The organism is Cohnella rhizoplanae (genome assembly GCF_948329515.1).
GTDB lineage: Bacteria > Bacillota > Bacilli > Paenibacillales > Paenibacillaceae > Cohnella > Cohnella rhizoplanae.
The window spans coordinates 14,352-34,281 of the sequence record NZ_CAOJCN010000024.1 but is presented as its reverse complement, the minus strand read 5'-3'; the positions used below and the strand labels follow the sequence as shown (position 1 = coordinate 34,281).

At 62.1% G+C, this 19,930-nt stretch carries 17 protein-coding genes; 14 read left to right on the top strand and 3 right to left on the bottom strand.

All coding sequences use genetic code 11. The annotated features are described in order from the left end of the window. The 11 genes from PQG80_RS24290 to PQG80_RS24240 all read left to right on the top strand — a co-directional run bounded on the left by PQG80_RS24290 (window position 1) and on the right by PQG80_RS24240 (window position 9,205). On the top strand, window positions 1–1,101 hold the full coding sequence (locus PQG80_RS24290) for a Ger(x)C family spore germination protein (protein ID WP_271754266.1): 1,101 nt from the start codon (window positions 1–3) through the stop codon (window positions 1,099–1,101). A 2-nt stretch (window positions 1,102–1,103) separates the two neighbouring features. Next, window positions 1,104–2,231 (top strand): GerAB/ArcD/ProY family transporter, encoded by a 1,128-nt coding sequence (locus PQG80_RS24285; RefSeq protein ID WP_334219847.1) that lies wholly within the window; start codon window positions 1,104–1,106, stop codon window positions 2,229–2,231. A gap of 69 nt (window positions 2,232–2,300) precedes the next feature. Further along, window positions 2,301–3,125: a GNAT family N-acetyltransferase gene (locus PQG80_RS24280; RefSeq protein WP_271754264.1), complete on the top strand. Its 825-nt coding sequence runs from the start codon at window positions 2,301–2,303 to the stop codon at window positions 3,123–3,125. Beyond that, on the top strand, window positions 3,118–4,005 hold the full coding sequence (locus tag PQG80_RS24275) for a hypothetical protein (RefSeq protein ID WP_271754263.1): 888 nt from the start codon (window positions 3,118–3,120) through the stop codon (window positions 4,003–4,005). The genes PQG80_RS24280 and PQG80_RS24275 overlap by 8 nt, the downstream gene beginning before the upstream one ends. After that, window positions 4,002–4,643: a hypothetical protein gene (locus PQG80_RS24270; RefSeq protein WP_271754262.1), complete on the top strand. Its 642-nt coding sequence runs from the start codon at window positions 4,002–4,004 to the stop codon at window positions 4,641–4,643. Before PQG80_RS24275 ends, PQG80_RS24270 begins: the two co-directional genes overlap by 4 nt. 18 nt (window positions 4,644–4,661) lie before the next feature. After that, the gene (locus tag PQG80_RS24265; RefSeq protein ID WP_271754261.1) at window positions 4,662–5,216 is read left to right on the top strand and encodes a GNAT family N-acetyltransferase; all 555 of its coding nucleotides are present in this window, start codon (window positions 4,662–4,664) and stop codon (window positions 5,214–5,216) included. Window positions 5,217–5,369: 153 nt separating this feature from the next. Continuing rightward, complete coding sequence (gene kduI, locus PQG80_RS24260) at window positions 5,370–6,203, top strand: 5-dehydro-4-deoxy-D-glucuronate isomerase (protein WP_271754260.1); 834 nt, start codon at window positions 5,370–5,372, stop codon at window positions 6,201–6,203. A gap of 29 nt (window positions 6,204–6,232) precedes the next feature. Then, window positions 6,233–7,000 (top strand): DeoR/GlpR family DNA-binding transcription regulator, encoded by a 768-nt coding sequence (locus PQG80_RS24255; protein ID WP_271754259.1) that lies wholly within the window; start codon window positions 6,233–6,235, stop codon window positions 6,998–7,000. A 7-nt stretch (window positions 7,001–7,007) separates the two neighbouring features. After that, window positions 7,008–7,757, top strand: coding sequence for a 2-dehydro-3-deoxy-D-gluconate 5-dehydrogenase KduD (gene kduD / locus PQG80_RS24250; RefSeq protein WP_271754258.1), 750 nt, complete (start codon window positions 7,008–7,010; stop codon window positions 7,755–7,757). Further along, a complete protein-coding gene (locus tag PQG80_RS24245) occupies window positions 7,754–8,410 on the top strand; it encodes a bifunctional 4-hydroxy-2-oxoglutarate aldolase/2-dehydro-3-deoxy-phosphogluconate aldolase (protein ID WP_271754257.1) in 657 nt (218 codons plus the stop codon). Before kduD ends, PQG80_RS24245 begins: the two co-directional genes overlap by 4 nt. A 117-nt stretch (window positions 8,411–8,527) precedes the next feature. Next, window positions 8,528–9,205 (top strand): DNA-binding response regulator, encoded by a 678-nt coding sequence (locus PQG80_RS24240; RefSeq protein WP_271754255.1) that lies wholly within the window; start codon window positions 8,528–8,530, stop codon window positions 9,203–9,205. 320 nt (window positions 9,206–9,525) lie between these two features. On the opposite strand, the gene PQG80_RS24235 is transcribed toward PQG80_RS24240, so the two are convergent. Then, window positions 9,526–11,253, bottom strand: coding sequence for a methyl-accepting chemotaxis protein (locus tag PQG80_RS24235; RefSeq protein ID WP_271754254.1), 1,728 nt, complete (start codon window positions 11,251–11,253; stop codon window positions 9,526–9,528). Between the two features lie 260 nt (window positions 11,254–11,513). Next, entirely contained in the window at window positions 11,514–12,710 is a 1,197-nt protein-coding gene (locus tag PQG80_RS24230; protein WP_271754252.1) for a M20 family metallopeptidase, read from the bottom strand. Between the two features lie 232 nt (window positions 12,711–12,942). Between PQG80_RS24230 and PQG80_RS24225 the strand changes: the two genes are divergently transcribed. Genes PQG80_RS24225 through PQG80_RS24215 form a run of 3 tightly spaced genes read left to right on the top strand, consistent with a single transcriptional unit; the run spans window position 12,943 to window position 16,042 of the window. Then, complete coding sequence (locus PQG80_RS24225; protein WP_271754251.1) at window positions 12,943–13,935, top strand: Gfo/Idh/MocA family protein; 993 nt, start codon at window positions 12,943–12,945, stop codon at window positions 13,933–13,935. A gap of 5 nt (window positions 13,936–13,940) precedes the next feature. Further along, window positions 13,941–14,960: an AraC family transcriptional regulator gene (locus PQG80_RS24220; protein ID WP_271754250.1), complete on the top strand. Its 1,020-nt coding sequence runs from the start codon at window positions 13,941–13,943 to the stop codon at window positions 14,958–14,960. After that, a complete protein-coding gene (locus PQG80_RS24215) occupies window positions 14,960–16,042 on the top strand; it encodes a Gfo/Idh/MocA family protein (protein ID WP_271754249.1) in 1,083 nt (360 codons plus the stop codon). The genes PQG80_RS24220 and PQG80_RS24215 overlap by 1 nt, the downstream gene beginning before the upstream one ends. 171 nt (window positions 16,043–16,213) lie before the next feature. On the opposite strand, the gene PQG80_RS24210 is transcribed toward PQG80_RS24215, so the two are convergent. Next, window positions 16,214–19,879, bottom strand: coding sequence for an Npt1/Npt2 family nucleotide transporter (locus tag PQG80_RS24210; RefSeq protein WP_271754247.1), 3,666 nt, complete (start codon window positions 19,877–19,879; stop codon window positions 16,214–16,216). Window positions 19,880–19,930: the final 51 nt, after the last annotated feature.

The following is a 19,930-nucleotide window of genomic DNA, read 5'->3' as shown; positions in this document are numbered from 1 at the left end:
ATGCGTGGACGTCGGAATACCGTCAGGCGGGTCGCGGCTCTTGGACTGCTGACGCTCGCCGCGGGCGGGTGCGGAAGCTCTCAGATCGTGGACCGGATCGCGCTGGTCCAGACGGCCGGCTATGACAGGGCGGAGGGACATATCGTCACGAGCCTGCAGGTCGGCGAGTATACGGACAAGGACAAGACCAAGATCAAACTGCTGGAGTCGGATTCGACGAACAGCTTCGATATGATGCCGCAGCTGAATCTCGAGACCAACAAGCCGATCGAATACGGGCAGATGAAAATGATGCTGTTCGGGCGATCGTACGCGGAGCACGGGATCGGGGACGTCCTGAAAATATTGTCGCGCGACGTCAAGGTTCAAAGCCGCTGCCTGCTGGCCGTATCGGAGACGACCGCGCTGGAGGCGATGCGGGCTACCTCCAATACGGACGATACCCTGTTTCTGATGAACATGATCTGGCAAAACACCAAGACCGCCAATTTAAAAGGGCAGAATTTACAGCAGATTTTGTACGGGTATCACGGAACCGGCAGCGACATCTTCTTGCCCTATATCACGATCAACAAACAGCATCGGGCGCAGCTCGGCGGCGTCGCCTTGTTCAAGGATGACCGCGTCGTCGCGGTCGCGCGGGAAGCGGAGGTTCTGTACCTGAAGCTGCTGTCCGAGCGAAGCCGCGAAGGCTCGCTGCTGGTCAAGCTGAGAGCGTCCGGCGGCTCCCAGCCCTATTTGCTGCTGCGCGTGTTATCCTCGCACCCCAAGTTTAAGCTCGTATCGGCGGGGCCCGTCCCGTCCATCCGGATTCGGGTTGCGATGACCGTGATGATCAAGAGCATATCGGAGACGGTGAAAATAGAAAACGAGGCGGAAGCGAAACGGCTGGAGCGGGTAATCAAGCGCTACGTCGAGACCGGCATGTCCGACTTCATCGCCAAGTGCCAAGGGCTCCGGGTTGACCCGATCGGATTCGGCGACTTCGTCCGTACGCACCGGCGGGGCTGGGATAGCGTCGCGTTCTACGAGGCGTATCCGTCCATGAAGACCGAAGTACGCGTCAGCGTAAAGCTGTTACAGAGCGGAATTATCGATTAAGCATGGGGGGGCGCGATATGGACAGTCCGAAAAGCGATAAGTTTACGCTCTCTCCCATCCATTTGTTCTTCCTGCTCTATGTGAGTTTGGTCGGAGCGGGTCTCATGGATTTTCAGAGATACGTGTCGGCTTCTTCGGGCCAGGACGGCTGGATCGCGGTCTTGGCGGCTTCCTTGTTCGTCGTGCTCATGATTTGGATGATGTACGGCATCCTCTCGCGGCAGGCGCCGCCGGGGGCTAATCTCGTGGACGTCAACCGGCGGTATTTCGGGAAGGCGATCGGCGCGGCGCTCAACGTGTGCTTCGTCGTCTACTTTCTTTGGGGCGCGTTCGTTACTTTGCGTTTTTACCTGCAAGTTATCGAAGTTTGGATTTTTCCCGAAATGAATCAATGGCCGCTTGTCATTTGCATATTCGCCTTGCTGTATTACACGGTGTCCGGCGGGATTCAGACGGTCGCGGGCATCTGCTTCTGGGGGACGCTCAGCATTTTTTTGTTCGTCCTGCCGCAGTGCTTGCCGGTTCTGCCTTATTTGCATCCGCACAATATGACGCCCGTCCTCGATCACAGCGCAGCCGAACTTTTCGATTCCACCCGACTGATGGCCCGTCAATTTCTGGGCTGCTTGGTGCTGATGGCCGTCTTTCCGTACATCAAGGAAGGGGGCCGGTCCTCCAAATGGTCCTATGGTGCCGCCGGTGCCGCCGCTTTTATTTATATCCTCATGCTGCTCCTCGCGCTCATGTACTTCAGTCCGCAGCAGCTCAAGGAGACCGTGTGGCCAACGCTCAGCGTCGTCTCCATCATCCACGTGCCGCTCATGCAGCGGCTCGAATACGTGGTGCTTAACATGTGGCTGCTGAAAATGGTGTCGAATATCTCGGTCGGCCTGTGGGCCGCCTGCCATAGCCTCAAGCAGCAGCTGCGAATACGGCCGCGAATCTCCCTTGCAGGCGCTTTGATTGGATTTTTGATCTTGTTTTATTTGGTCGACGATCCGGGGGATACCAGACGCATCATCTCGCTGTACATGAAGACGGGGGAGTACTTGGTGTTTGCTTACATTCCGATCGTATTCGTCATCTCGCGTTTTTCCGGGAAAACAGGGACGAGCCAGGTAGGAAAATAATGGTCGCTAAACGGAGAAGGAGTGGTAAAATCAAGGGGAATGTTATTGAAGTTGGAGGGGGTTCCATGCTTGGACGCCTTATTGCCGTCGATCGCGCTCGTCCGGGAGATTGAAGATTCGGAGATCGATTATATGACGGACCGCATGCTTGCGATCCGGGGGAGACCCGGCAATCCCGAAGGCGTCGAGATCGCGCGGTTCGGGGAAGCCGTCTGTTACTACAGCCGGACCATGCCCTGGCCGGCATTCAATACGGTGAAGGGATTGACGGGGAGTTCAATCGGTCACATCGAAGCGATCATCTCTTTTTATAAGGAAAGAGGGCGCCTCGTTCAATTCGAAGCGGTTCCCGGGATGGCGGATCAGGCGCTAATGGCGCGTCTGTCCGAACTAGGCTGTTATCCTTCGGCCCATCATGCGTCCTTGATCGTCGAACCTCGCCCGATAAGCGAAGCTAAGCCGGGGCCTATCTCGGTGCGCGAGCTTGGCGAAGACGAGTTCGAGCTGTACGCGACCGTCCACTGCAGGGGCACCGGCTTGCCGGAGGACGGCATCCCGCACGTCGCCGCGAACAATCGGATTCTGTACCGCCGACCCGGCTGGAAGTTTTACTTGGCTTGCGTGGAGGGTCATCCTGCGGCTGTCGGCGTTCTTTTTATGCAATCCGGGAGAGCGTCGCTGACCTTCGCTGCCACCTTGCCGGACTACAGAGGACTGGGACTGCACGGCAGGCTGTTAGAGAGAAGGATCCATGACGCCTATGTCCACGGATGCAGGATAGCCGTGAGCCAGTGCTCGTACCTCTCCCGGAGCCATCGGAATATGGAGCGCGCAGGCATGAGACTCGGGTACGTACGGACGTCTTGGACGGAGAGGAGGGGGCCGGTTGGATAACCCGCCGCCGATTCGCACGCCGCTATCCTCGATGCAGGAAGCTATTCCTCTTCGATATCGCGTACTGGGGCTGGCTGTCGCGATCGTCATCGTAGTCAGTTGGGTCAACAACCTTTACGTCCATGCGAAGAGCCTTTTGCCGCATGCCCGCTTCCTGTCGCACCGGATCGAGGTGACCGACGCGCCCGGGGACTCGTTCTTTCTTTACTACATTGCCAATATCGAGGATCGACGGGTTCCGGTAAGCGTTGCCGAAGCGTCGCTTCCGAATCTGCGGTTTGAACCGGTCTATGAATATATGACATTCCGACACCAGGCCCTTTATCGCATGATGGGTCATTTTGAGAGTCTTGCGGCGGAGCCCGCTTCAAGAGAGGCGGATCCGAGGACGATTCGCGCGATGGACGTGTATTTTAACGACGGTACGCATGCACGGATGGAGATCGGGGAAATGATCGTGTACCGGGATAAGCCCCAAAGCGAAGGCGATCCTTTAAAATATGCCGGCGGAAGCAGCTCCAATGACGGCTCTGGCAACGCCGTGTTTACAACCGACAAATTCGTCACGCTGACAGGCCTTTCTTCCGCGTATCTGGGAGAACTCGGTTCGAGTTTTCAATATGAACTCCGAGGCGGCACAGGCCAGTCTTCTCCCTCGGGTGAAGAGGCTGCCCGCAGATCGCTAAGCGTCTCCTACCGATTCACGATTCCGCCCGGCTCTCCGCTCCGCCTGACGCCTATCTCCATGCGGACCTTGCTCCGATATAAGGATGCGGATGGGCGAGATTGGGCGCAGCCGGTCCGCATCGAGCAAGCGCCGTATCCGACGGAAGCCGAGATGCGCCGATACGTGTCCGAACAGAGGAGGGATAAGTCATGAGGACTGCCTGCTCGCAGGTCGCCTGGGGACTCGGCTTGACGCTGTTCGATCTGCGTATCGGCGGCTTCGACTTGCTGCCCGATACGCTTGGCTTTATATTGATGTTAATCGGGCTATCGGGCGCGTCCCGACGTCATGGCGGCTTCGGCATCGCCATGGCCGCGGCGGCTCTGCTGCTGCCGGTATCGGTCGCCGAGCTCGCGGGTCTCGGACCGGAGCAGCTGAGTCTAACGTCCAACAAGCAGCTCTACGCGCTAAGCGACCTATGGCCGATCGCGCTGCTGACGATCTGCACGCTGGCGATGCTGTTCGGGATCTGTGCCGGGTTCTCGCGCATATCCGCGAGGGCGGGCGACAGGGCGCTCACGAGGTCCTTCGGCGCGGTGTGGAAGCTCAGCTTCGCGTTCGGCGCCGTCATGCTCTTCGCGCTCCCGTTTGGATTGAACGGTTACGTGAGCTCGCTTGTCGTCGTCACGCTCTTGACCGGATTGGGTCAGCTTGCCGCAGGGATCTGGCTCATCGTTCTCGTGACGCGGACGGGACGCTTGAAGGCGCCGGGCGATCACATCCGCATGAAGTATGACGAGCTGCGCAGGCGCGTGAAGTCGCTCGATAAATCGTCGGATATCCGACCCTAAACGCCAAAGGAGAACGTCATGTCTTTGAACGGAAACTTATTTAGAGGGAAGACGCTGAAGCTGACGGGAAGGAGAGAAGAGGATGTCCAGACGATGGCTGCATGGATGGAGGATGCGGACTATCTGCGCAACGTGGACACCGATATCGCGCTGCCCGTGTCCGAGAAGCAGCTGGAATCCGAAGGGGAGTCGGACCATCGGGAAGTTTACTTCAGGCTCAGGACGCTTGCGGACGACGAGCTGATCGGATTCGTCTGCATACACGGCATCGAATGGAACAATCGCGCGGGCATGCTGGCCATCGGGATCGGCGAAGAGCGCCACCGCAATCGCGGTTACGGGACGGAGGCCGTGCGGCTGATCCTGCGCTACGCTTTTCACGAGCTGAACTTGAACCGCGTCGGCCTGGACGTGATCGAATACAACGCAGGAGGCATCCGGGCTTACGAGAAGGCGGGATTCCGTCATGAGGGCCGGGTACGGGAGGCGGTGTGCCGGGATGGCCGCACGTACGACCGGTTGATGATGGGCATCCTGCGCTCGGAGTGGGAGCAGATCGCGGAGCAGCTATAGAATGGAATGAAGCTACAGTGAAGAGTCATGCGGCGGATGGTGCCTCATGGCTTTTTTGCATGGATTAAAGGTTGTAAATAAACGTAGCCTCGTATAATATAAACCCATACAAACTTATATGAACATAAATAAACCATTTGGAGGTACTTATTCATGGAAAACCGTTATGCATCCCACCCACGCGAAGTAAAGGCTTTTGACACGGCGCGCCTGCGCGAGGAATTCCTGATCGAAGAGATGTTCAAGCCGGATCAGCTGACGCTGACGTACACGCACGTCGACCGCTTCATCGTCGGCGGCGCGCTGCCGGTAAAGGGCGTCGTCAAGCTGGAAGCGGACGCCAAGGCGATCGGCGCGGCGACCTTCCTGGAGCGCCGGGAGATCGGCATCATCAACGTGGGCGGCGCTGGTACCGTGACGGTCGACGGCGAGACGTACGCCATGGCAAGCAAAGACTGTCTTTACATCGGCCTCGGCGCGAAGGAAGTGCTGTTCGCGAGCGAAGACGGCGCGCAGCCGGCGAAGTTCTATCTGAACTCGACGCCCGCCCACAAGACGTACCCGACGGTCAAGGCCGCGATCAGCGAGGCTTCGCCGAACCATCTGGGCAGCCTGACCAACTCCAACGAGCGCACGATCTACCGCTACATCCACACCGGCGGCATCCAGAGCTGTCAGCTGGTCATGGGCATGACGCTGTTGAAGGACGGCAGCATGTGGAACACGATGCCTTGCCACACGCACAACCGCCGTTCCGAGGTCTACTTCTACTTCGATATGCCGGAAGACGGCGTCGTCTTCCATCTCATGGGCGAGCCGCAGGAGACGCGTCACCTGGCCGTGCGCAACGAGCAGAGCGTCATCTCGCCGAGCTGGTCGATCCACAGCGGCGTAGGCACGAGCAGCTACACGTTCATCTGGGGCATGGCGGGCGAGAATCAAATTTTCGAGGATATGGATGCAGTCGCCATGAAGGATATAAAATAGAAGGAAATCGCTAGGATTGGAGATTCGGAATGAACCCTCTGCGCAGACACGAGATGATCATGGAGATGCTGCTGGCCGCGAACGAGGTTACGGTGGCGGAGCTCAGCGAACGGCTTGAAGTGACGGGGAAGACGATCCGCGAGGATCTGGCCAAGCTCGAGGAGAAAGGACTGCTTCAACGGATGCACGGCGGAGCCGTGCTCGCGCAGGCGGACCAGCTCGGCATTCTGTCGTCCAGGAACCCGGTCGCGCGGCATGCCGCCGAGAAGGCGGAGGTCGCGAAGCTGGCCGTCTCCCTGATCGAGCCGGGCGATATCGTCGCTCTCGACGGGGGTACGACGATGCAGGAGATGGCCCGGCAGCTGCCGAACCAGCCGATGACCGTCGTGACCAACGATATCGTCATCGTCAGCGAGCTCGTGCGCAAGGAGGCGATCCGTCTCGTCGTCCCGGGCGGGTACCGCGTCCGCAACATGCTGGTCGGATCCGAGGCGGTCGCTTATGTCCGCAAGCTCAACATCCGCAAGGCGTTCATCGCGGCGACGGGGGTTCAGCCGGACTCCGGATTCACGATCTATACCGGCGAGTTCAGCCAGATGAAGCGCGCGCTGATCGAGACGGCTCAGCTGGCTTACGTAACGGCGGATCATCACAAATTCGGGCAGGGTGCGCTGTTCACGTTCGCGCAGCTGACCGAGGTCGAGGCCATCGTTACCGATGCGGGCATCCCGCCCGAGACGGCGGCGCAGTATCGGCAAGCGGGCGTCAGATTACTTATCAACCAAGAGAAGGAATGATATAGCCATGTTGTTCGACTTAACCGGCAAGACGGCGCTGGTCACCGGCGCGTCCGGCGGACTGGGCCAGGCGATGGCGATCGGTCTCGCGGAGGCGGGCGCCAGGATCGTCGCGGTCGCATCCTCCAACTGCGACGCGACGGTGGCGGCCGTGCGCGAGGCGGGCGGGACGATCGAGCAGATCTCCGCGAATCTGGGCGATCTGGACGGCCTCGGTGGCGTGTTCGAGAAGGCGCTGGCGTTCTTCGGCGGCATCGATATTCTCGTGAACAACGCAGGCACGATCCGGCGTACGCCGGCCGCCGATCACGCGGCACAAGACTGGTTCGACGTCATCGACCTGAACCTGAACGCCGTCTTTTTCCTGAGCCAGCTGGCCGGACGCCATATGATCGCGCGCGGCAGCGGCAAGATCGTCAACATCGCGTCGATGCTGACATTCCAGGGCGGCATCAACGTGCCGGGCTACACGGCCAGCAAGCACGGCGTCGCGGGCATCACCAAAGCGCTGGCCAACGAGTGGGCAAGCAAGGGCATTCAGGTCAACGCGATCGCGCCGGGTTACATGACGACCAACAATACGGCGCCGATCGTCGCGGACCAAGCCCGCTACCAGTCGATCACCGACCGCATCCCGGCGGGTCGCTGGGGACAGCCGGAGGACATGAAGGGGCCGGTCGTATTCCTCGCCTCGTCCGCGTCCGATTATCTGAACGGCCATGTGCTGTGCGTGGACGGAGGCTGGCTGGCGCGATGACGACGGGCAGAGAGCAGAGCGAGCTGATGAAGTCGCTGGCGGAGAGCAAGATCGTGGCCATTATCCGGGGCATTCCGGAGGACAAGGGAGACGCGACCGCGGAGGCCCTGGCGGAGGGCGGCATCGTCTTCCTCGAAGTGACGCTCAACACGGACGGCGCGCTCGGCATGATCTCGCGGTTCCGCGAGCGATATGAGGGACGCATGCGGATCGGAGCCGGCACGGTGCTGGATCTGGGGCAGGCCAAGGAAGCGGCCGCGGCGGGCGCGGCGTACATCATCTCGCCGAACCTGGATCTGGAGGTCGTCCGCTTCGGCGTCGAGCAGGGCATCGAAGTATGGCCGGGCACGATGACGCCGACCGAGATCGTGGCGGCCTACAAGGCGGGCGCTTCGGCCGTCAAGGTATTCCCGCTCGGCAGCCTCGGCGTCGGTTACCTCAAGGAAGTCCGCGCGCCGCTGAACCACATCCCCATGGTGGCGACCGGCGGCGTGAATCTGCAGAACATCCGCTCCGTGCTGGACGCGGGAGCCGTCGCCGTCGGCCTGGGCGGCAACCTGGTGGACAAGAAGCTGGTCGCGGACGGCGACTTCAAGGCGCTGGCGAAGCTGGCGCGGTCATACGCGGACGAGGTTGCGAAGATTGACGTTTAACTCTTGAACAAACTTATGGAAATGGATATGCTATAGCTATAAAACGCGCGTGAAGCACACCGCCTCTCCTTTTGGAGCTGGCGGTTTTTTGCGTTTGCTTTAAAGGGAGGGGATGGCTTGGACGTGTTCGAAAAGCAATACTCGATGTGGTTGGCCGAACAAGCTAAACGCCGAACCGGTGAAGCGCGGCGACGTCTTCTGGAAGGACACGGCGAGTCGGAAAAGGTATTTGCCAAGGAGGTATGGTGGCCATTGAACGGCAACTTCGATTTCCTGCATGCCGAGTACGAGGTGCCGAGTCATCGAGACGGCTTTTTTTACCTTGACTTTGCTTACGTGCGCCCGCCTTACTTCATCGACTGGGAGATCGACGATTTTGGCACGCACGGCAAGCACGCGAATCGGCGTTCCTTCGAGTACGAACGGGAGAGGCAGAATCAGTTGGTGCTGGACGGATGGAAGGTGTTCCGCATCCCGCTGGATATGATCAAAGAGCGTCCGCGGAAGTGCCAGCAGTTCGTGCTGCAGGTCATGGGCAAATGGTATGGCGACTTCGGAGCGGGAGGTCAGTCCGAACTCGCCTTAATTAAGCGCGAGATCATAGGTCATGCCGTACGATACCAGCGACCGTTCGCGCCTGAAGACATAAGCGTGCCATTAGGCATAAGTCTGCAATATGCCCGCAAGCTGCTGCATGAGCTGGTCGATGAAGCATGGCTTGCGGTTGCATCGGGTTCGATGCGCGCGCGGACTTTTACATTGGGCGAGCGTGCAAGAGCGTGGAAAACGCGTTGAGCGACGGTTGAGGCGAGTGTCGCCGGGATAAGGATGTGGCACATTCTTATTTGGCGGGAAAAGCGGGGTCGGGCGGAGATAGCGATGTGCCGCATTCTTATTTGGCAGGAAAGGCGGGGTTGGGCGGAGATAGTGATGTGTCACATTCTTATTTGGCAGAAAGTGTGGGGTTGGGCGGAGATAAGGATGTGCCGCATTCGATGAAATCGTGAGATTAGGTGGCATCGTGAGAGCGGGTGGAACGTGATACGACGTATCGTTGTTCCGCCGAGTCTGCTTCGTTTCGGCCGGATCGCGATACGTCGTTTTTTATATTGCCGCTACCACTTGAACTTGCCGACGGCCTCCGTCAGGCTGCCTACGACCTCCCGCAGCGAGGAGGCGGCGGAGGCGATCTCCTCGCTTAGCGCGAGCTGGCGGTCGGACGCCGCCGCGACGAGGTGGGTCTTGTGCGCGTTGTCCTGCGCCGAGCGGGAAGCCTGCTCCATGCTGGCCGCGACTTCCTCCGAGCCGGCCGACATCTGCTCGGTGACGGCGGAAGCGTCGGCGACTTGCATGGAGACCTCCTTCACGGCGCGACGGATCTCCGAGAAGTCCCGCTCGACCTGAGCCATCATCTCGCCGCCCGTCTCCGAGCGCGCGAGCGTCGCGTCCATCTGTCCGGCAGCGCTGGCGATCCCGCCCTGCGTGTCCGAGATCAGCTCGTGGATGCCTTGCGCCGACTCCATCGAGCTGGCTGCCAGCTTGCGGATCTCCTCGGCGACGACGGCGAAGCCCCGTCCGTGCTCGCCCGCCCTTGCCGCTTCAATGGACGCGTTCAGCGACAGGATGTTGGTCCGGCCTGCGAAGCCGGTGATGTTGTCCGCGATCGCGCCGATGCGTCCCGACTGATCCCGCAGCCGCTCGACGATCTCGGACAAGCCGCGCACGGATGCGAGGATCTCCTCGAGCTGAAGACGAAGCGCGTTCACCTTGCCCGCGCTGCGCTCGGCGATATCTTCGGCCTCGGACGCATGGCCGGAGATCGTCCCCATGCTGTCCGCGATGCGTCCGACGCCTCGCGCCATCTCTTCGATGGCACGGCTCGTCTCCTCCGCGATCGAGGACTGGATCTCGATCTGGGTCCGCACCTCGCCGATGTGGCCGGCGGACGCGTGCGTCGCCCGGGCGGATTCGGCAGCCCCATCCGCCAGCGTGCGCGACGACGACTCGACGACGCGCGTGTGCGAGGAGATGCTCTCCGCGAGTCCGCGAATCTGCGCGATCATGGCGTCCACCGACTGATCGATCTGTCCGAGCTCGTCCCGGCCGTACTTGTCCAGCGGAGCGAAGGCCAGGTTGCCTGCGGCGACCGAGCGGGTCTTGCGTAGCACGTTGCCGATCGTGCGGCTCAGCGTGTAGATCAGATAGGCGCCAAGGGCGACGAACAACGCCGATACGATGATAAGCGCGGCATAAACCGTGGTCGAAGCGGTGCGCGTGTCCCTGCGGATGCCAGCGGTCTCATCTTCGGCATAACGGTTCATGATCTCCCCGAAAGCGCCCACGCTGTCCCTGCCCTGACGGAACTTGGCGAGCAGGGCGCTCTCTTGCTCCGGGTTAATCTTCGGCTGCTGCAGCGTGACCGAGGCTTGCGCGGACCAGACGCGGAAGCCGTTTTGGAAGTTAACCATGATCTCGCTGATGGTCTCTCCCGTCGTCGGATGCGCCAGGTTTTCCAAGCCTTCGCGTTTTATGATTTCCGTCGCGCTTCCGATCGCGGCGTTGATCTTTTTCACCTTGGCTCGGTAGTCGTCGAGCGTCGCCCTTTTCTCTTCCGCCGATAGATTCGCGTAGCGGATCATTAGGTAGTCGGACAGCGCTTGCTGCATATCGCGGTCCGAGCTCAGCACCTCCGCGGTCGAGCGGTAGGCGGTATCGTACAGCGTAGCGGACAGGCGGTCCGTGTTCGAACCGATCAGTTGGAGCAAGTACACGGCGGTGCCGGCGAACAGCAGCAAAGGTACCGCGAACAGCATGATCAATCGAACCTTCACTGAGACGTACATCAAAGATCGCTCCTTTTACCATATGTAGGCTAACGAAATAACAATTCCGCTAACCCTGCTCTATAGTTATCGGGAGCCACCGTACGATTAAATAGAGTAAATGATCGAAATTTATTTACATTCACCAAACAATTAGCGAATAAATCATAAACCTAAAATAATATTAGGTAATTACAACCAAAAAACCGCGTAAAGTCCGCCGCGCCCGACGTTCACGGCGCATCGGCTTTCTCGCGGTCATCGCATACTTGACTAATGCATTACATGGAGCGCCCTGAGACCGTGTCGAACTCCGCCCGGATCCGGGAGAGCAGTTCGCCGTCGGTCAGCACGTCGAAGGCGGTGAGCGCCAGCGTCTTGGCGCCGAGCACCATGCCGTCGTAGGCTCTCGGCAGCTGCGCCGCGTCCCTGAACTCGATCGAATGCAGCGCGTAGGGGGCATCGACGACCTTGACGTAGCCATGCACGGCCGGGCATCGCAGCGATACGTTGCCGAGATCCAGCGAGCCGTTGTCGTGACCGGAGGCGATCTCGCCCGCGGAGACGCCGCCCTCGATCAGGTTGGCGATGAACGCGTCGGACAATGCCTCGTTCGTGCGGAGCTCGTCGTAGGAATATTCGTAGTTGCTGACGACCAACCGGCTTCCGGTGGCGAGCGCGGCGGCCTCCGCGCAGGCGTTTACCTTGCGCGCGAGCTCGTCCGTATAGGCGCGGCTCTTGGCGCGGACGTAGAAGCGCGCGGCCGCATAATCGGGAATGACGTTCGGTGCCAGGCCGCCGTGCGACACGATGCCGTGAATGCGGGCGTCGCTGCGGGTCTGCTGGCGCAGCGCGCCGACGCCGTTGAAGAGCTGGATGACGGCGTCCAGCGCATTGATGCCGTCCTCCGGATTGGCCGCGGCGTGCGCGGCTCTGCCGTGGAACTCGTACTGCAGCGCGTCCATGGCGAGCGACGAGCCCGAACGTTCGAAGCTGTGGTAGGGATGCGCCATGAGCGCCGCGTCCACGTCGTCGAACAAGCCGGCCGCGGCCATGTCGACCTTGGCGCCCTTGGTCTCCTCGGCAGGCGTGCCGTACACGCGGATCACCCCGCCCGTCTCGTCCAGCAGCGGCCGCAGACCGGCTGCGGCGCCGAGCGCCATCGTGCAGATCAAGTGATGCCCGCAAGCATGGCCGATCTCGGGCAGCGCGTCGTACTCGGCGAGCAGGGCGACCGTGGGTCCCGGCTTGGCCGAGCGATATTCCGCGACGAACGCGGTCTCGAGTCCGAGCGTGCCGCGCGTCACGGCGAAGCCGAGCCGCTCGAGCGCATCGGCTAGGCGGGACGCTGCGAGCCGTTCTTCGTGCCCCAGCTCGGGATGAGCGGCGATATACGAAGCAATCTCTCTTAGCTCCGGCGCGTAGTCGTCGATCGTCGCGCGGATCCGGGATTTGTAGGATACGGTCTGCTCGTTCATCAGGCATGCCTTCTTTCTCTTCCTTATATGGAACGCAAATGGAACGCGGAGCGTATGGAGCGTCCGTGTTTCCCGTCTATCGCGAAGTGTATCACAATTGATCCATATGTTAAAATGAACGAAGCGGGTGTCGCATAATTATAGTTCGAATGACACGAAATTGCATTTAAATCAGGGATGCGTACGTGATATCTTGTGGTAGTGTCGTATATTTGAAGGGAGAGCAGCCTACATGATTCGAATCGGCATGCTGAGTTATTGGCACGTGCACGCAGAGGACTACACCAAGCAGGTGCTGGGTCATCCGGATACGGAGATCGCGGCGATCTGGGACGAGCTGCCCGCGCGCGGCGCGGAGAAGGCGGAGAAGTACGGCGTTCCTTTCATTGCGGATCTGGACGAGTTGCTCGCGCGGGAAGACATCGACGCAGTCGTCGTCGACGCGCCGACGAATATGCATCGCGACGTGATGGTGAAGGCCGCGCGGGCGGGCAAGCATATTTTCACGGAAAAAGTGGTAGCGCCTACAGTGGCGGAAGCCGGCGAGATCGAAGCGGCAGTCCGCGAGGCCGGGGTGAAGTTTGCCGTCTCGCTGCCCCGTCTCTACGACGGATATACGCAATCGATCCTTGAAGTCATCGCTTCCGGCAAGCTGGGTCAGCTCACGCTGGCTCGCGTCAGATTGTCGCACAACGGGTCGACCGCCGATTGGCTGCCGCAGCACTTTTATTCGAAAGAGCAATGCGGCGGCGGAGCGCTCATCGATCTGGGCTGTCATCCGGTCTATCTGGTGCGCAAGTTCCTTGGCCTCCCCGAGACCGTCAGCGCAACCTTCGGCTATGCAAGCGGACGCGAGGTCGAGGACAATGCAGTCGCGGTCTTCTCTTATCCGAACGGCGCGATCGGCATCGCCGAAGCGGGCTTCGTGAATAGCCATTCGCCGTTCTCGATCGAGCTGCACGGCACCGACGGGACGCTCCTTTACGGATTCCCCGAGGAGAAGATCCTGTTGCGCACCAACAGCGATGCGGAAAAGGCCTGGACCGAGATCCCCGTGGGCGATCGCGTGCCGTACGCCTTCGACCAATGGGTCCGCCACATCCAGGAGAATACCGAGGCAACCGAGAATGTCGCGTTCGCGCTCGATCTCACCTTGCTCATGGATGCGGCCAACCGTTCGGCATCGGAAGGCAGAGCCGTCGCGCTGTCCTCGCTGAGAGGCTGACTGAGATGGCCGGCCCCGGCGTCCAACGGACGGAGGCGACGCACGCCGAGCGGCGTACCGGCGAGACGCCGTTCGCGTTCGCCCGCATGGAGCGCCGCTGGGATGCGCTGGACCGGCTGGATCTGCGGTTCAGGTGGGGCGGCCTCGGCATACGGGTTCTTCGCTGCCATCTGACGAAGTTCCCGCCCGGGTACGTCATCGCGCCGCACAAGCATTCAGAATACGAATTTCATTTTATCCCCAAGGGCAAGGGGACCGTTATCGTCGAAGGTACGCCTTATGAGCTGCGGGAAGGCTTGTTCTACCTCACCGGCCCCGACGTCGTCCACGAGCAGCGCGCCCATCCCGAAGAGTCGATGCACGAGCTGTGTCTTCACTGCGAGATCGTGCGCCTGGACGAGCACGGGACGGCTGCCGAGTGGGGCGACCCGCTCGAGCGGAGGGAAGCGGACGATTGCCTGGCCTTGCTGCAGACGATGCCCTCGGCGCCGGCGCTCGACCGGTATCATGCGATGAACGCGTTCCTGGACGCATATCGTGCATGGGAGGACCGGCCGGTCGGTTTCTACACGACGCTCAAGCAGCATATCGTGCAGATCCTGCTGCGCGCCGCCCGCGCGCACGCCGCACCCGAGGCCGGACGCGGCATCCCTTCGCGCGACATGAAGGATCACCGCTTCCGCCTCGCCGTGCAGTACATCGAGGACAACGCGGCGCGGCCGATCTCGCTGGAGGAGGTCGCCGAGCGCGTGCAGGTGAGCCCGCGGCAGCTGCAGCGAATCTTCCGCAGCGAGGGCGGCACGGCATTCCGCGATTGGGTGGAGCATGTGCGACTGCAGCGGATCGCGGAGGAGCTGCTGAGCTCGCCGCGTCCCGTCGAAGCGATCGCGGCCGGGCACGGTTACGGCAATCCGAACTATTTATATCCGGTTTTCAAACATAAATTCGGCATGACGCCTTCGGCCTACCGCCGCTTGCATGGCATTCGGCAGCCGGGCGCTCCGGAAGAGGAGTCTGAACATTAATGAGCGAGAGAATTAAAGTCGGCATTATCGGCACGGGCGGCATTGCCCGCTACCACGTCATGTCCTATCGCAAGCTGCCGTTCGTAGACATCGTGGCGGTCGCGGACGTGCTGCCGGGCAGGGCGCGCGAGTTCGCCGAGCGCGAGGGACTCGTGGGCGCAGGCGCGTACGACAGCCATACCGAGCTGCTCGCGCACGACCTCGACGCGGTCAGCATCTGTACCCCCAATGCGTCCCATCACCGCACGAGCGTGGACGCGCTGCGCGCGGGCAAAAAGGTGCTGCTGGAGAAGCCGATGTCGGTAACGCTGGACGAAGCGCTGGATATGGTGCAGACGGCGAAGGCCAACGACGGCATGCTGTCGATCGGGTTCCAGCCGCGCTACGATCCCAACATGAAGCTGCTGCAGGATATCATCCAGTCCGGACGCCTCGGCAACGTGTATTATGCGGAAACGGGCGGCGGACGCCGCCGCGGCATGCCGGGCGGCACGTTCATCAGCCAGGCGCTGGCAGGCGCGGGCGCGATGGCGGACATCGGCTGCTATTCGCTCGACATGGCGCTGAACACGCTCGGCTATCCGCGTCCGGTGTCTGTATCGGCGTTTACGTCGAACCACTTCGGCACGAACCCGCTCTACCACCCGGAAGCCGCGAAGTTCGAGGTGGAGGACTTCGGCGTGGCGATGGTCCGCTTCGACAACGACCTCGTGCTCCAGTTCAAGATCTCCTGGGCGATGCACATGGACACGCTGGGCGCCACGATGTTCCTCGGCACCGATGCGGGTCTCAAGGTGACCCCGGCGGGCTCTGGTCCGTGGTCCGGCGTCTGGGACGGCGCGATCGGCAGCATGACGCTGTATCACGACGACTTCGGCGGCAACACCTCGACTGCGGTGCCGCTGATCGGACATTCGCTCAACCTTTTCGAAGAGAAGGTCCGCGACTTTGCCGAAGCCGTGCGCGACGGCCGGCCGGCGCCGATCCCGGGCGAGCAGATCCTCATCCAGCAGGCGATCATCGACGGCGTGCTGCGTTCGGCCGATCTGCGCCGCGAGGTCGAGATCAAGCTGCCGGACTGATTCGCTTCGCTCGCTATAGTCATGCATGCAGCCTGCTCGCCGTCCATTCATGGACGGCGAGCTTTTTTACGCGCGGCGAGATATGCGTTTTGCCGCAAGGTGGACGGCGTGCGCCTTTAGGCGTTTGCGGGATCCAAAAAAGCCGGACGACCGCGGTCGCCCGGCTTTTTCCTATGCGATGCCCTGCAGACGCTCGGAGAGCACCCGCATCATGCCGCGGAGCGCCTGCGCGTCGCGGAAGCAGAAGGCCAGCAGCTGTTCCTTGCGCAGCGCGAGCAGCGAAGTGCGCTCGGCGGCGACGCAATCGGCGGAGCGGGGACCGCTGTCGATGATCGCCATCTCGCCGAAGTACTCGCCCACGCCCAGGCTCGCGATCGCGCGGCCTTCCCTGCGGACGCTGACGGCGCCTTCGACGACCGCGTACAGCGTGTCCCCGTATTCGCCGGTCTTGCAGATCGTCCTGCCAGCCGGATAGTCTTCCTCCTGGACGAGCTGCGCGAGATCGACATAGCCCTCCGGGCTCAGATGCTGGAATAGCGGCACCTGCTGCAGGACCAGCACGCGCTTGAGCAGCGCGGCGTTGCCGGACATGGCCAAGGCGCCTCCGGCAGCCGATGCGCCGTCTGCATCGGCATCCAGCGCGACGGCAGCGCCGACGCCCGGCGCCCCTGCCGTCGGCGCGGCTATAGCTGCGTCGACCGCGGCGCCGACCGCGGTGCCGACCGCAGCGCCGATCGCGGCTGGTCCGGTGGCGGCAGCCGCCTCTGCTTCCGCGGCGTCGCCGGACGCGTCGGCAACGCCGGGGCCGGCGGTGCCGAGCGCGTCCCTGATCCGCCGGGACAGCAGCTTCATCATCTCGATCGCCATGCTCGGCCGGTCGATCATCCGGTCGTAGAACACGTCCGAGTCGAGCTTCCACAGCCGGACGTCCTCCTCGGCCGCGATCGTCGCGGTGCGTGCGCCTTGGGTCAGGACCGCCATCTCGCCGAAGTATTCCTCCCCGCGCAGCTCATGCACGCGCGTCTCGCCTTTGTACACGCCGACCTTGCCGCGCTCGATCATATACAGGCAGTCGCCGGGCTCTCCCTCTCTGATCAGGGTGCTGCCTGCGCTTGCAGATACAGGCTCCAGCGTATCCGCCAGCGCCGCCAATTCGGCGCGGGGCACGCCTTGGAACAGGCTGATCTTCTTCAGTAGCCGTACCTGCTCGACCTGCAGGGCCGCTCGCGCGTCCGCCTGCGCGCCGCTAAGCTTCGCCCGCTCGTAGGCTGCGAGCTGGGCGAGCCAGGCATCTCCCTGTCCGGCGAGCCATGTCCAATGCCGGTCCGCGTCGGCGTCCTTGGACGCAAGGGCCAGATCCCGCGTCGCCGTCATCAGCTTGATCAGCGATCCGCGGAGCGTGCCGTGCACCGTCTGGTCGACGACCTCGATGGCGTTGGCCTGCCGCTGCGCGTCGCCCTCGGTCCAGTTGGCATACACGGCCTGCATGGACCGCTCGTCGTACATCAGCGACAGCAGTTGGAAGATTCGGCGGCAGATCCCGGCGCGAATCTCCGAGATGCTGCCGGCGAGCTCGGCGCCTGCCGCCAGTCCCGCGACCGCGCCGCCGTGCTCGGCGTACTGCCCGTCTAGCGAGAGCTCCAGCCGGACATAGCGCTCGGCCTCGGCGCCGGGGATGGCGGGCAGATCCTTCTGCATGCGCAGCAGCGATTCCAGGATGCGATCCCGCAGCGCGAAGCCGGCTTCCTCGTAGGCGGACAGCAACGCGTCTCTCGCCTGCAGGGTGCCGATGCGCTCGAGGACGGCGGGCATATGGATGGCGATGTCCGCCCGCTCGAGATAAGGCCGGAGCGCGGGGACGATCTCCGCCGCGTCATAGGCGGCGAGCGCGTTCGTGGCGTGCCGCCGCGCCTCGCGGTCCGCCAGGCGGTCCGCGATCGGCGGGATGCAGGCGGGGACGCGCAGCTTGGCCGCGGATTCGAGCGCGCGGATCGCGACCTGGCTCGAGGGGTCCTTGAGCAGGCCGAGCAGCGGCTTGTAGAAGCTCGGGACGCCGATCTGTCCGAACAGGGACGCCACGGCCATCCGTTCTTCCTCGATCCCGCTTTCCGTCAATCGTTTCAGCAGGCCGACCGACCTGTACATCCCCTCAATGCCGTAATACTTCACGAGCGCCGCGATCGCGGCGGCCCGGACATCCACGGACGGGTCGTCCAGCAGCAGCGAGATCGCGTCCAGATGCTCCTCGTTCATATACGCGGCGAGCGCGACGGCGGCTGTGGCGCGGACGGGGACGCCGCCCGTGCTGAGCAGGCCGAGCAGCGCGTCCTCGAGTCCCGCCGGCTTGCGCTGCTCGATATAGACCAGCGTCTCCTCGACGACCTCGGACTGCGAGTGCGCCAGCAAGCCGGGCAGATAAGGCGTCAGGTCGAACGCGTCGACGTCCTTGAGCAGCCTAAGGGCATACAGCGCCTGTTGCTTGTCCTGCTGACGCAGGGCGTCCGCGAGCATCGCGCGGCTCGCCGGATCCATGAAGTCAAGCTCGGCACGCTGCGGGTCGTCTTGGCCGGTCTTTAAGGTGGACAGCAGCGTCTGCAGGTAAGCCTTCTTGATCTTGAGGCCGGAGACGATGCCGATCGCGAGGAGGATCGCCACGATGTAGCTGAATTGGGCGGGCGCGAGCCAGCGGCTGAGTACGAGCAGCAGCAGCGCGGCGAGCCCCTTGGAGCCGTTGCGGACGATGCCGTCCATGAAGTTCTTGGCCTTGGATCGCCAGGCGGGAGGGACCGGGAACATGATGAGCTGATTCGCGGAGGAATAGAGCGTATCGCCCAGCACCTTGTCGCTGCCCTTCGCGATGACGGACATGGCGAGCACGGGCAGGAAAATGAGACCCAGGCTGGCTGCCGCAAGCGTAACGGGAAACACGAGCAGCGCCGTCGTAACGCCGAACCGCGTGAGCACCCAGCCCGAGAGGGTCAGCTGGACGAGCAGGCCGACGATGCCGGATATGCCCTGGAAGCTGCCCATGAATCCGGCCAGCGCTTCGTTCTGCAGAGATTCTCTCAGCAGCACCTTGAACTGATAGTCGATCAGGGTGAGCGACAGCGTGACGGAGGCCGCCAGCAGGATCATGTATTTAAGATGAGGCACGTTTTTGAATAGTCCGCCGGCGTTGCCCGCGATTGACGATTGCGGTTTGGCCGGGCCGACAGGCGCCGCGTTCGACGCCGCATCCCCCGTACGGGCGCTCAGTGACTTGATCGCGAAGACGAAGACAAGGCCGAGCAGGACGAGTCCGGCGAACAAATACAGCAAGTTGGCGGTTCCGATGACGGGGACGACGCCCCGGATGCCGAAGCCGCTCGCCACCGTGCCGAGCGTGCCGCCGCTGGCGACGAGTCCGATCATTTTCTTGGCCTTGCGCTGATCGAGCGCCGCCGTGGCGAATTGCCAGAAGCAGACGATCATCAAGAAGTTGAAGACGTCGAAGCCGACGTAGATTGCGCGGAACACCCAGCCGAGCTCCAGTCCGATGCCGATCCGGGAGACGAGGATAAGCGCGGCGACGGTCGGCAGCAGCCCGAACAGCAGGCGCTCGATCCGGACGCGGTGGGCGTACCGCTGGAAGACGAGACTGGTGAGGATCATGGTGGCGGCCTGTGGCAGGTACATGCCCGACAGCGCGGCATTGTCGAAGCGGCTGAGGAACAGCGCGTCGGCGGCGGTCCGGCCGAGGATGGAGGCTGCCACCGTGCAGAAGAAATAGAGGAACAGCAGCGCGACCTTCGCGTATTCGCCGTTCCCCGCTCCCCGGGCGGGGAGAATGCGGAGCATGGAGCCTAGCTTATTGGCTATCAGACGGGCGATCCCCTTTGGAAACGTAAA